Raw genomic sequence first — 13,427 nt, forward strand, 5'->3', positions numbered from 1 at the left:
TGGCTATGGCGCGGTGGACGCAGCTTCAAGGAGCATCGCTGTCGCATCGCGGGGGAGTATGAAACCTGCGGCCACACCCGCGGAGACGGCCTTTTCCACCTTCTCCAGATACAGCTCGCGGGTGGGGTATAGCGTTTTCAGGGTGTCTACGGAGAACGGTTCGGAGGAACCGCCCAGGTTCTCGAGCAAGGTGGCCGAGCCAATGGTTCCCGTCAGCCGTGCGGTCGGTACCGCGACCGCGGGCAGACGGATGCCGCCGCGGGCGATGCCGTGAGCATCACGAACGATCGTGGGGGGCTCGCCGGTGATCTCGATGCGGGGCTGCGCGGAAGGCGGGATGCTCTCGGTAAGCCAACGCTGCATGTGGAAGAGAGACGCGTCGCGCAGTGGGCGAAGGTCCACCGTGTTAGGCGATGGTCCGTTCAGGTCTGGCACCGCGGCAAGGTCCACACCCCAGTCCCGCCGGAACTTACCAGCGACTTCCCGAATGGTGTGGATGGACGCGTGCGAGGTACCAGCCGCCTCCCACAGGCGGAAAGTGTCGGTATCCGGCTGGCCGGCCCAGGCGAAGGTGGACGCTTCGGTTTCGGAGTTGAGCACGAGCACCGGGGCGCCCAGGTCGTCCCGTAGCCTCGTGACCGGCTGGAAGCGGTCCACTACCTCCACGAGATTGGTCTCCCTCTCCCGTGCCTCCTTCTCGGCCGCGAGGGGTGTGCTCCAGCCGAAATGGATGTCGAGCAAGAATCCGTCAAAGCGTTTCGTGAGCGGTTGGACCGCGTTGTAGTAGGTGTGCAGCCGGGCCGCCGACTGGGACGCCCCGTGCGCGATCAGTCGCTTGACGTCCAGCCCGCCCATCGGGTCGTTCGCCGCGAGGTCACGGCCGGGCCCCACGAGCTGCGCCGCCGCGGTGAAGATGCTGTAGGAGGCATCGTCGGAGGGAATCGACAGGGAGCCGTAACGTTCGGGGTCCCAGCTCACCAGACCCTGGGAAGTGGCTGTGTCGAAACCGTGCACGCTGACCACCTGGACGGAGACCGCGGCCACCGCGAAGCCACCCTCGAAAATCTCCGGCGTGTCGAGCGCAAATCCGTCGGTGCCCGCGGAGACGTTATTCCACGCGACGATGACAGTGCCGTTGAACGCCGCCGGGTCGACCGGGCGCCGCACGACCATCCGCGTCCTGAACGGGAGGCTTCCGCTGGGTGCCGCCACCCAGCGGCCATCGGCGCGTAACTCGCCATCGGTGAGGCGATAGGTGGTCGCGTCACCTTCGAAGAAGTACTCCTCCTCCACGTACCCGTAGGTGCTCACATCCACCAACGTGGTACCCAGGGGCCAGCCGTGGGCACCCTCGTGAACAGGCCCGATCAGACGTGCGCTCCCAGCCATCGAGGGCACCCTCTCCTAGATGTCAGAACTGTCACCATGGCAGTGACCAGCATCACGGCAGCGCGGGAGCGTGTCAACCGTCCGGGAAGCGCCTGCGACAGCAGCCCGGCACCGCCACGCGAAGTATCAGTCCGGTTCCAGGGGGTCCGACCGATGCGCGGGGTTCGGGAAGCACCCTTCGACGTCCCGAGGATGAGCGATCGCGGCTCGRCTACCGTGGACGCATGGAGCCAGGCCACGCAGGTGTCGTCGCGGGCCCGCCTTCCCCACCCGGCCGGCTCCGGGAGCGCCAACTTCTGGACACGCGGAAGGCCATCGAGAGCGCCGCCATGGAACTGTTCACCAGCCGGGGATTCGACGCCACAACGGTGGACGAGATCGCCGAGGCGGCGGGTGTCTCACAGCGAACCGTCTTCCGCTACTTCCCCACGAAGCGATCCATCCTGCTCGAATACGACCGGACTCTGAGCGAGAAGCTCCGCGCCCTGCTCCGGGGTCGACCTCCTCGCGAACTCACCCTTCGCGCGCTGGAACCCACGCTCATCGCCTTCGCCGAGATTTTGCAGGAGGACCGCGAGAAGGTCGCCCTCAGAATGGCGATCATGGGGTCGAGCGCAGAGCTAGCCACTTACACGCTTGAGGCACTGCAGACCCATCGCGCCGTCATAGCCGGCGAACTCGCCCGTCACCACCCCGCCGCCACCGACGAGAGCGACCGGCTGGTCCTCACCTGGGTTGCCAACGGCGTTCTGGTCGTCGCCTTGAGCGAGTGGCTGGATGAGGACCTGCGGCAGCACCTCCCCGCCCTCACGCTCCGTTCCATCGAACGGGTACGCGCCGCCGCGACGAGATAGGCGACGAACGCCATTTCAGGGGAAACCCGCAGTGACCTGGACAGACTTGGTCGCGGCGGTCGGGTGAGGGTCGGGTACCGCGGACCCGGGGCTTCGAGCCGCCAGACCCGCTCCGGGTCCTGAGTCCCGCTCACTGATCGGCGACTCGCCACGCGCAGCCGCCAGGTCGGCGTCGCCCAGATCGACATCCGGCCGACTTGCCGCCGAACTCCAGGCACAGCTCGCGGAGTCCGACCGCCGCCCGCTCGAAGATCCGCTGGCCGACGCCCGGCGAGCCGGCGAAGTCGTGCCTGTCCGCCGCGTGCGGCTGTCACGGGACCGTGGTACCCTAAGAAAGGAAACTATTTCCTTTCCCTATCGCTCCGTCGCAATCACTGCGTCGCAAGGGGGTCTCGCGTGCCCGACTCGGGTTCCACCCCCGCTGGCCGCCCACTGAGCCGCCAGCGGGAGGAGGCGCTGCTCGATGCGGCCCTCGACGTGTTGGGGCAGGTCGGCTACGACAAGCTCACCGTCGGCGCGGTCTGCCTCGCGGCCGGCGCCAGCACCAAGACGGCCTACCGCCGCTGGGCGAACAAGGACGAGCTCATGGCCGCCGCCCTGGAACGCGCGGTTCAGCGTGAGATCGAAACCCCCCGACCGCTGGCCGACACCGGATCGCTGCGCGGGGATCTGATCGCCAGCCTCGATCTCCAGGCCAGCTCCTACCGCGCATCGCCCAACCTGGTAGTCGGTCTCGTGATGGCCACGCGGGTCTCCGGCGACCTCGGGATTCTCGCCCGCGAGCTCATCCGCCGCCACGAGACCGCTTACAGCACCGAAGTGCTGCGGGCCGCCGTCAGGCGCGGCGAGATCCGGGCCGACGCCGACGCCGAATTCGTCGCCGACCTCGCCCGATCCTTCTTCCTGCACGAGGTCCTGGTCCGCGGAGTTCGGCCGGACCACGCCCGGATCACCGACTTCGTCGACCGGGTCCTGCTGCCGGTCTGTTCCGGCGCGCCCGGCGGACCACCCACCGATCCTCCCCGGCCAGCACCAGGCCCGGGGCAACCGATCCCGCCCAAGGCCCGATCGGGCCCGGAAAGGAAAGCCATGACGGACGACTACACCGCGAAGTACTCGGCGATCAAGCACTCCGTCGCGCCGATCACTCTGGAGGATGAAGGCACCCACTTCGAGTCGCTACCGGTGCCGTCTAGCCAGACGGACCTGTGGGAGGAGACCGCACTCGGCGCCGTCGCTGAGTCCGGCGACTACGACGTCCTGTTGTGGGCGGCCGGCTACGCGCTGTTCGGCAACGGCAAGGGCCTGTGGGGCCCGGGTGCCTCGGCCGAGCGGGAGATCCAGCTCATCGTCGTGCCGAAGTCACAGCGGGGCACCATGAGCGACAACGACTTCGTCCGCGTCGGTTGGACGCCCACCGAGCGGCTGCGCGGCGACCAGTTCACCGTCACGACCGCCGACGACTCCGTCACCTGGGACTTCGACGGACTGCGGTTCATCTCGCAGCCACCGACCTGGCACCTGGAGGGCAAGGCCGGCGACGCCCAGCTCGACCTGCGCTACGATCAGAAGGGAACACCCCTGTGGAACTGGGGACCCTTCGCCGGAGCGCGCCAGGCCGACCGCGCCGGCTACGACGTGTTCGTCGACGTCCACGGTACGATTCGCACCTCCAAGCACGACTTGCGCCTCACCAACGGCTACGGCGTCCGCGAGCACATCATCACCGGCCAGTCCAATGACCCGGTGAAGAACCTGCCCGCGCCGAACTGGATGTGGTGGCTCTACACCATCGCCGGAGACGTGAAAATCAACTTCTTTCAGCCGACGGACGGCATGCTCCTCGGCTTCGTCAAGTACGGCGACGAGCAGGTGAATCTCGCCACCGGCAACGGCGAGCTGGAATTCCGGGTCACCGAGAAGTGGGAGGACCCACGGACCGCCATCAACCTGCCGGTGAAGTGGCACCTGTCGATGGCCGGCGGCGAGACCGCCGTCGACGTCGACATCGCCGCGCACGGCCGCGCCTACAGCTTCTGGCCCACCTCCAACGGGGTGCGCATGTACTGCTACCTGCTGTCGACGATGTCCGGTACCGTCGCGTTGCCGGACGGCCGGACGATCACCCTCGACCAGCACCTGACGGTGAACTCCTTCTGCCGCACGGTCCTCAACGCCAACGAGACGAGCACCGGACCACGCTACGACAACCCCTGACCGGACACTGACCCGTGTCGGCGGCCCGGGGCGCCGGACCGGCCGCCGACGCGGCGCCGGCACGTGGTTCCGCCCCGGTCAGCATCGACGCCACACCGGTGCCCCGAGTGATTTCCGTGGATCCGCTGTCCGCGCGTCCCGTCACAGATCGATCAGTGCGTGCCTAATGCCGACGCCACCGTCGACGACGAGCACCTGGCCCGTAATGTAGTCGGCTGCGGACGAGGCCAGGAATGCCACCGCCGCCCCGATATCCGCGGGTCGGCCACGGCGGCCGAGCGGGATCCTGGCCGTCAGATGGTCGTCACCCGCGCGGGCCACGGTCGCGGTGGCCCCCGGAGCGACCGCGTTAACCCGAATGCCCCGATCGGCGTTCTCGATGGCCAGCGTCCGCACGAGACTGATCAGACCCGCCTTCGCAGCCCCGTACGCACCATGCCGCGTTGACGCCGCCAGCCCGCTGACGGAAGCGATCGCGACGATCGCGCCCCTGCCAGCCGTCATGACCCGCAGGCATTCCTGAGCGACGATCCACTGCTGGCGCAGATTCAGCGCGAAGACGCGGTCCCACTCTTCGTCCGAGGTCTCGGCCGAGAGCGACCAGGCCGAGCCGCCCACGACATTGACGAGCACGTCAACATGCCCACGCTCCGCCGCGACCTCGGCGAACGCGTCCTGGACCGAAGCGCGGTCCGTTACATCGACGACGACACTGATGGCTGTCCCTCCCGCCGCCGTCACCGCCTGAGCGGAGGCCACCGCCGCCGACTCGTCATGATCGAAGCAGACGACGTGCGCACCATCGGCGGCCATCGCCACGGCGCAGGCCCGGCCGATGTCCGGACCCGTGCCGACCACCACCGCCGTACGTCGCGCGCCCAGCTCTTCGGCCATGACACCCCCTTCGTTCGAATAGTCGAACAAGATGTCCCATTTATTGAACGAGGATGTGATGACTGGCACACCATGTCAAGGGTGGTCGCCCCGCCCCGAAGCGGGAATTGGGGCCCGCCGGCAGTGGCGGCTACAGGATCGCCAGGCGAAACGTCAGGCGGGCTGAGCCCGCCTGACGCCGTCACGACCTCGGGAACCACCGCGACCGGCGGTGCCCGCGTCCTCTTCCGAGTCGAGCAACCGGGTTCCGGGAGTCTCCCGCACGGCGGCCTTCATCCGCTCAGCGACCTCCACGATCTCCGGCCCGGACAGCGGCCGGGGAAGGTTGAGCACCACGAATGCCGCGTCCACCCGGCCCCGCGCGTCGCACAGCGGGATGCCCAGCCAGTCGATCTCGCGGCGCTCTTCGAAGGTGAAGTCCGTGACCAGGTACTGGCCACGGCGCAGTTCCCGCAGCATCTCCTGGAACTGCGGGGACCTCTCGGGCGCGGCGTAGACGACCCCATCGAGCACCTGCTCGATGCGCGCCTTCACATCGAGCCGGGTGGCGGCCGCGAAGCCTTCCCGGCGCAACAGATCGAGGGCGCGAAGGGTCAGGTCGACCTCGGCGGGATCCATCGTGGGCTGCGCCTTGTCCAGCCATTCCTGTACCTCGCCCATCGGCTGACCAGGCAGGAACAGTACGCCCATCGGCGGGCTGAACGGGTTGGCACGCGCACCGACGCGGAACAGGGTGGTCACCCGTGACGGCTCCCCCGCGGCGGCCAGCGGCACGATCCAGTCCCCGAACATGGCGCTGATGACGCAGTGAGCGTCGAGGCCGTGCGCGATGTTCTCCATGGCCGAGCCCAGCGAGTTGACCAGGTGGCCCCGGTGCCCGAGCGCGGCGGACCCGATCCCGGTCAGTACCGGACCGAGCCGGATCACCTTGGTCGCATCGTCGCGCATCAGGTAGCCCGCGTCGACGAGCGTCTCCACCAGCGGGTGGAGCGTCGACTTGCTGATCTCCAGCTCTCGCGAAAGCTCCGACAGCGAGAACATCCGGCCGGGGCGCCGCGCCAGGAAGTTGAGCAGCGCGACGACTCGCCGTGTCGGGTTCGACGATGCGCCTGCCACATCATGCTCCTCGGTCGCTGGGCTTCCCGCGGCCGACCCGATCGGCGGGAAGGTCGCCGGGTTCAGTGTCGCATCACCCGCGGGCCAGCCGCTCCGGTCTGGTGGCCGCTCCGGTGCCAGCCGATGTTGCCCGCAACGGCGCGAGCAAGTAGTCGTTGACGAGATTCGATCCCGGTTCCTATCATCCCCCTATCCGAACATATCGTTCGATTATACGAACAGACAGGTTGGCTAGGGGTGACATCGGAGTCCACTTCGACGGGCCGTCTCGCATCGCTCGTCGCACCCTGTGCGGCCATGGATCCCGCACCCTTCCTTCGCGGCGGGCTGGCCGGCGGCCGGATCGCCGAAGAGTTCCGCGCCAAGCTTCCTCACGACACCTGGCACACCGCGGCGATTCCGGCCGGTATGCGCCTCGAACTCGCTTCGCGCGCGGAGGCTGTGGTGCTCGTTATCGAGACGGCTACCCGCAACCCGCTGGCCGCCCCGACCATGCCGGACTCCGTCTCCGTGTGGTGCGAGGACGAGCGGGTCGCGCTGCTCCCCGTCTCCGAATCAGGCGGAGCGGTGACGGTTCCGCTGCGACCCGACGGCAAGACCTACATCGTGCACCTGCCCGAGGCGCTGGGTGCGCGACCCACGGCCCTGGTACCCCTCGGCGGTGGGATCACGCCGGCCGCGCAGGGGCCGCGCTGGCTGGCCTACGGTGACTCGATCACCCAGGGCTGGTCGGCCAGCGACCCAGGACTCACCTACCCGGCGGTCGTGGCGCGCGGCCTCGCGCTCGACGTGTGGAACCTCGGATTCGCGGGTGCCGCCAGGGGTGAGATTGCGGTGGCCCAGCAGATCGCGATGCTCGAGGCCGACATCATCTCCCTCGCGTTCGGCACCAACAACTGGACCACCATCCCGACCGGTCCGGCACATCTCGCCGGGATCCTGGCGGATTTCGTCGCGGTCGTACGGTCGGGACAGCCTCGGACGCCGATCCTCGTCGTCGGCCCGATCGTGCGACCGGAGGCCGAGCAGACCCCGAACCCGATCGGCGCGACGCTGGCCACGCTGCGCGCGGCGCTCTCGGCCGAGGCCAACCGCCTGGCGTCGGCGGACCCCGCGCTCGCGTTCGTCGACGGCGGCCGGATGGTGACGCCCGCACAACTCACGGACGGAATCCACCCCGACGACGAGGGCCATCGTGCGATGGCCGAGTCCGTCGGGCCCGCGCTGGCCGGCTTGCTCGCAGCGGCGTCGGGCTGAACCGCTGGCCGTCGCGCCACCGGCGCATCCGCCCGCGCCTGGAACCAGATCGCGCCGCTCGCCACCTGGCCCGCGAACCCGCGAACCCGATAGCCCGGGGACCTGGGCGACGCCGACGATCGAAGCAGCTGCCATCACCCGCGATCGCGGCGGCCAACTCGGCCACCCGGCGAGCACCCTCAAGTGGCGTCTCAGCCGAAGCCTCCGGAACTGACATTTCACGATCATGTCCGCCTCGGCTCCGGCCCATCGACCAGGCCGTCAGACAACTGCGTAGCCGCCTTGACATGACGCACATCACTACTTATCGTCCGAATATACGGTTAGGTCGTTCGAATATTCGAACATGCGAGTCCCAGGCTCGATGTGGTCGCTCGCCCGTTCAAGAATGGACAAAGCCCATGCGGAAGGCCGGTAGCACTCGCAGTCCGCACCCGTCCGTGGCCATCATCGGATGCGGTTTTGGAGGCGTTGGGGCGGCGGTCAAGCTCAAAGAGGCCGGCTTCGACAGGTTCACGCTCCTGGAACGAGCAGACGGACCCGGCGGCACCTGGTGGCATAACTCGTACCCAGGTGCCGAGGTCGATACGCCATCAGTCCTCTATTCCTATTCATGGATGCCCTGGAAGTGGACCCGCACCCACGTTCGCCAGGCCGAGCTGCAGGAGTACATCGACGCGGTCATCCGGCGTTACGACCTCGGCCCACACCTACGCTTCGGAGCCTCTATCGAACGCGTCATCTGGGACGACGCGCGCCAGGAGTGGGCCATCTGGTCGGGTGGCGAGGAGGTACTCCGGGCCAACTACGTGATCAGTTCCGTTGGCCTGCTGAGCGACCCATCCATCCCCTCCTGGGCAGGCATGGATGATTTCTCAGGACCCATCTTCCACACCGCTCAGTGGGATCACTCGGTGGACCTGAGAAATCGCCGGGTCGCTGTGGTCGGCTCCGGCTCCACGGCCGCTCAGGTAGTGCCGGCCCTGTCAGAGATCGCTTCAGAGGTCGTGATGTTCCAGCGCGAGCCGGGCTGGGTCGTGCCGAAGAACTCCCGCGACTATCACCCGTATGAGCGAGAAGCCCTGGACAACCGCGTCGCACAGAGGTTCCTGCGCACCAAGTTCATCATCCTGCGCGAACGTGATCAGATCGGCGGTGCCCTGTGGCGCGAGGGCACGCCCATCAACGACGCGGCCAAGGCCGGCGCTCTGGCTTACATCCACCGAGCCCTCGAAGGGCGGCCGGATCTGATCGAAGCCGTCACACCGAAGCACGCCTTCGCCAGTAAGCGGCCGATCATCTCCGACGACTTGTACCCCGCACTGCTCAAGCCCAACGTCACTCTGGTTCCGCGAGCCGTCAAAGGAGTTACCAACAAGGGTCTGATCGACGCCGACGGCGACGAGCACGAGGTCGACGCGATCGTCCTGTCCACCGGGTTCAAGGCGAACTTCATCACGACCTATGACGTGATCTCTCGAAACGGTCGCTCCTTGAAGGACATCTGGAGCGGGGACGAGACCGCTTTCCTCGGGATCATGGCCGAGGGCGTCCCCAACTTCTTCATGCTCTACGGCCCCAATACCAACGGCGGCACGATCGTCACCAACATCGAGTTGCAGATCCAGTACGTCGTGCGCGCCATCAAGGCGGCCCGGAAGCGCGGTGCCTCGGCGGTCGAGATCCAACCGTGGGCCCTGGATCTCTACGACCGCTGGGTTCTCGGCCGGCTGGAAGGGACCACCTTCCATTACGAGAACAACTACTACCGCAGCGGCTCGGAGCGAATTGCCACGCAATGGCCGGAAGGCGTGATTCTCTACGGCGTCCTCACCAAGATTCTCAGATTGCCGCTGTGGAAGTTCAGCTACCGGGTAGGCGAGACGCGCGGCGGCCTTCCTCCGCAGGTCCACCCGGAACCGTTCCGGCGATATCCTTTCGAAGTCGAAGTGGGGACCGTGCGATGAAAAAACGGGTGCTCGTGGCGGGTGCGCTGACTGCACTGCCCTGGCTGGTCTCGCGAAGCGGTGCTATTGTCCGCGCGTGTCGGGCGACGTCGACGCTGAACAAGATGGATCTCCGCGCGAACCCGACGTCCGGCCTCACGCGCTGACGCTGTCGCTCGAGCCGAGTCCCGGCTTCAGGCCGAACGAAGCAACAAACAACTGAGAGGTGCGAATGTCTGTCGTGGAGGATGAGGTGGCCGGCGCCGGACCGGTTGACGCGGCCGCGGTGTTCGAGCGATGGTTCACCGAATTCAGGGCAGCGTTAACGGCACGTAAAGCCGCATCGCTGAAGGAATTACTCCTTCCTGGCGCCTGGTGGCGCGACATGGTCGCCCTCGACTGGAGAATGTCGAGCCACAACACCCCGGACACGATCGCCGAGTTCATTTGTAACGCGCCCGTCTCGGTCATCGACCTGGAGATCGACTATGGTTTCGGCCCACTGCTCACGCCAGCCGAGTCCGGGGCTTCTCTCGTCGAGGGCTTCTACCGATTCGAGACCGAGGATCTCAACGGCCGCGGCCACGTTCGGCTCATGCAGGGCACCGACGGGGGCTGGCGGGCGTGGACCGTCCTGACCGAGGGACGCGAGCTCAAGGGCCGGCCGCTCGCGGTCAGGCATCGCCGCCCCTCGCCGAGCGGCCGGGCAACTGAGATCCCGTGGCATATCGAGCGGGCCCGGCTGCTGTCCTACGACCGGCCGGACCCGCAAGTCGTCATTGTCGGTGGGGCCCAGAACGGTTTGGGCCTCGCGGCGACACTCGGCCTCATGGGGGTGGACGCGCTTGTGATCGACAAGAGCGTCCGAGTCGGCGACGTGTGGCGCAACCGGTACGAATCCCTCGTCCTCCACGCGCCCGTCTACAGCGACCACCTCCCGCACTTCCCGTTTCCGGAGAACTGGCCCGTCTACTCGCCGGCACGTAAGTATGCCGACTGGCTCGAGAGCTACTCCAAGGCGATGGAGATAAACGTCTGGAACAGCTGCGAAGTGCTTTCGGCCGCCTACGACGAGACGTCCGGCAAGTGGACGATCGCAGTTCACACGCCCGAGGGTGAGCGCACGCTCCACCCCGGCCACCTCGTCGTGGCGACAGGGTCTTCGTCCGAGCCTCTGATGCCGACGTTCCCGGGACAGAACACCTTCAAGGGCAGCGTGATCCACTCCAATGAACACCAGACGGGTCAGGGGTGGGACGGTCGCAAGGTCGTTGTGATCGGTGCGGGCACGAGCGCCCACGACGTGGCAGAGGACTTCTACCATGGCGGAGCGGATGTCGCGATGGTGCAGCGGTCCCCGACATATGTGTGCAGCCGCGACAACGGCAACAAGATTCTCTTCGAGTCCGCCTACAGTGAGGATGCTCCGCCGCTGGAGTATTCCGACCTGCGGGCCGACTCGATCCCGTGGCCGCTGCTGCTGGAGCTGGCCATCGGCCAAACCGAGGCCATCGCCGCCGTCGATCGAGCGATGCTGGACGGACTCGAGAGGGCCAATTTCAAGGTCATCATGGGTGACCCCGAGATCGGCGACAGGTCGGGACTGATGGCCTGCGGGGCCAGGCCGGGCGGGCCCGGTGGCTACTACATCAACCAGGGCGCATCCGATCTCATCATCGAAGGTAAGATCGCGATCCACGCCGGCGTTGGCCTGGATCACTTCACCGAGGAGGGCGTCGTCCTCACGGACGGCACCGAGCTTCAGGCGGATCGAGTGATCCTGGCCACGGGTTACCGCTCCATGCGCGATACGTCACGCAAGTACCTGGGCGACAAGGTCGTCGATCAGACCGAGACGTTCTACGGCATTACCGAGTTCAACGAGAGGGGCCTCATCCACCAGCCGTCGGGGTACCCGCACCTGTGGTACGCGGGCGGAGGCATCATCGAGGTTCGTCGATATGGCACGACTCTCGCACTGCAGATCGCCGCCCAGCTCGATGGCCTGAGTGGGTGACGGGGATGTCGATGGAGAAGTTCCGCGAACTCGCCGATGAGATCCGTACGTGGGGTAGGTGGGGTTCGGATGATGAGCTGGGTGCGCTCAACTACATCACGCCGGACAAAGTGCGCGAAAGTGCTGGCCTGGTTCGCAAGGGCAGCGTGTTCCCGCTGGGGTTGGACCTCAGCCCGGCCGGACCCCAGGGTGACCTGTTGTTCCGGCGCAATCCGCTTCACATCATGACGATCGACGGCGGCGACGTGAATGCTCCGGGTGAGCTCTGGCCGGAATGGGGCGCCAACGCTCTGGCCCGGGAACTCGGTGAATTCATGGGCAGGGATCTGCTGCGTTTCAACGACGACATGATCATCATGCACACGCAGGCTGCCTCGCAGTGGGACGCGCTTTCGCACGTGTACTACGAGGGGAAGCTGTACAACGGCTTTTCCTCCGGCACGGTGACAAGCCAGGGCGCATTTCGGCTCGGCATCGAGAAGACCGACGCCAAGGGCATTACCTCCCGCGGCATTCTGCTGGACGTCGTACGGCATCGCGGCGAGGCGGTCGCGGCGGCTCACGGGAGGACCGTCCTGCCCGAGGAGCTCACCGCCGTCGCCGAGGCCCAGGGCGTCGAGGTCCGACCGGGCGACATCGTCGTAATCCACACCGGCTGGGTCGATAAATTCAAGCAGACGGGTGACAAGGCACCATCCGCGGGTCTGGACTGGCGCACGGCGATCTGGTTCTCCGAGAACCAGATCGCCGCGGTCGCCGCCGACAATACCGGCGTCGAGGACGTCGTCTCCGACATCCCCGGCAACATGCTCCCGATGCACCTGCTGTGTCAGCGCGACATGGGCATGCCATTCGGGGAGCTGTGGGATCTCTCCGCCCTCGCCGCCGACTGCGCCGCGGACGGCGTTTACGAGTTCCAGCTCGTGGCCCCCCCGCTTCGGATCGTCGGCGGCGTCGGCTCACCGGTGAACCCGCTGGCGATCAAATGACGATCGGCACGGAGCCGAAGACCGCGATCGTCACCGGCGCGGGATCGGGCATCGGCCTGGCCACCAGCAGAAGGCTCCTCGCGGCGGGTTGGCGCGTCAGCATGGTCGATGTCAACGAGATCCCGCCCGGCAGTGTGGGCGAGCACGGCTCGCGAGCGCTGAGGCTCACGGCGGACGTCTCGGACTCCACGCAGGTAAAAGACGCGATCGCACGGACCCTCGCGGAATTCTGCCGACTGGACGGCGTAGTCAACTCCGCGGCGATCACCCTGCCGGTCGACGGCACCATCCTGACGGTCGAGGACGAAGTGTTCGACCGAGTCCTCGCCGTGAACCTCCGGGGCACCTTCCTGATGTGCAAGTACGCGCTGCCGGCACTCATCGCATCAACCGGCGCGATCGTCAACGTGTCGTCGGCTGCCGCCGTCACCGGGTTGACGAGTACGGCGTACCCCGCGAGCAAGGGCGGTGTGAATGCATTGTCACGGGTCATCTCGCACCAGGTGGCCGAGTCCGGCGTGCGATGCACCGCCATCATGCCAGGCCTGGTCGACACACCCATGCTCGCGATCGCGGCACAGAAGCCAGGCACCTCCGCCCGCACGGTCGCAGGTGTCATCGACCGGAAGGCCCAGCCCGAGGAGATCGCCGAGTTGATCGCGTTTCTGCTCTCTGACCAAGCGACCTTCATCAGCGGCGCCGCGATCKCGATCGACGGTGGCCTCACGAAGTACTGACGAAGGGCAAG

At 66.9% G+C, this 13,427-nt stretch carries 10 protein-coding genes; 7 read left to right on the forward strand and 3 right to left on the reverse strand.

Annotated features, from left to right (window positions below):
* Positions 1–3 precede the first annotated feature (3 nt).
* Complete coding sequence (locus CcI49_RS29365; protein ID WP_347280147.1) at positions 4–1,389, reverse strand: alpha/beta hydrolase domain-containing protein; 1,386 nt, start codon at positions 1,387–1,389, stop codon at positions 4–6.
* A 329-nt stretch (positions 1,390–1,718) separates the two neighbouring features.
* On the opposite strand from CcI49_RS29365, the gene CcI49_RS29370 reads away from it, so the two are divergent.
* Positions 1,719–2,243, forward strand: coding sequence for a TetR family transcriptional regulator (locus CcI49_RS29370; RefSeq protein ID WP_198955662.1), 525 nt, complete (start codon positions 1,719–1,721; stop codon positions 2,241–2,243).
* A gap of 396 nt (positions 2,244–2,639) precedes the next feature.
* Entirely contained in the window at positions 2,640–4,460 is a 1,821-nt protein-coding gene (locus CcI49_RS29375) for a TetR/AcrR family transcriptional regulator (protein WP_076831684.1), read from the forward strand.
* A gap of 141 nt (positions 4,461–4,601) precedes the next feature.
* On the opposite strand, the gene CcI49_RS29380 is transcribed toward CcI49_RS29375, so the two are convergent.
* Positions 4,602–5,354 (reverse strand): SDR family NAD(P)-dependent oxidoreductase, encoded by a 753-nt coding sequence (locus tag CcI49_RS29380; protein WP_076831909.1) that lies wholly within the window; start codon positions 5,352–5,354, stop codon positions 4,602–4,604.
* Positions 5,355–5,507: 153 nt separating this feature from the next.
* Complete coding sequence (locus tag CcI49_RS29385; protein ID WP_076831687.1) at positions 5,508–6,470, reverse strand: helix-turn-helix domain-containing protein; 963 nt, start codon at positions 6,468–6,470, stop codon at positions 5,508–5,510.
* Positions 6,471–6,767: 297 nt separating this feature from the next.
* On the opposite strand from CcI49_RS29385, the gene CcI49_RS29390 reads away from it, so the two are divergent.
* From CcI49_RS29390 to CcI49_RS29410, 5 genes are all read left to right on the forward strand, one after another.
* On the forward strand, positions 6,768–7,727 hold the full coding sequence (locus CcI49_RS29390; protein WP_076831690.1) for a GDSL-type esterase/lipase family protein: 960 nt from the start codon (positions 6,768–6,770) through the stop codon (positions 7,725–7,727).
* A gap of 440 nt (positions 7,728–8,167) precedes the next feature.
* Positions 8,168–9,694: an NAD(P)/FAD-dependent oxidoreductase gene (locus CcI49_RS29395; RefSeq protein WP_198955663.1), complete on the forward strand. Its 1,527-nt coding sequence runs from the start codon at positions 8,168–8,170 to the stop codon at positions 9,692–9,694.
* Positions 9,695–9,905: 211 nt separating this feature from the next.
* Positions 9,906–11,690: an NAD(P)/FAD-dependent oxidoreductase gene (locus CcI49_RS29400; RefSeq protein ID WP_083749796.1), complete on the forward strand. Its 1,785-nt coding sequence runs from the start codon at positions 9,906–9,908 to the stop codon at positions 11,688–11,690.
* Positions 11,691–11,701: 11 nt separating this feature from the next.
* Positions 11,702–12,679, forward strand: coding sequence for a cyclase family protein (locus CcI49_RS29405; RefSeq protein WP_076831915.1), 978 nt, complete (start codon positions 11,702–11,704; stop codon positions 12,677–12,679).
* Complete coding sequence (locus tag CcI49_RS29410; RefSeq protein ID WP_076831699.1) at positions 12,676–13,416, forward strand: SDR family NAD(P)-dependent oxidoreductase; 741 nt, start codon at positions 12,676–12,678, stop codon at positions 13,414–13,416. Before CcI49_RS29405 ends, CcI49_RS29410 begins: the two co-directional genes overlap by 4 nt.
* The last annotated feature ends 11 nt before the right edge of the window (positions 13,417–13,427 follow it).

The sequence above is a fragment of the Frankia sp. CcI49 genome, assembly GCF_001983215.1.
In the GTDB taxonomy this organism is placed as follows: domain Bacteria; phylum Actinomycetota; class Actinomycetes; order Frankiales; family Frankiaceae; genus Parafrankia; species Parafrankia irregularis.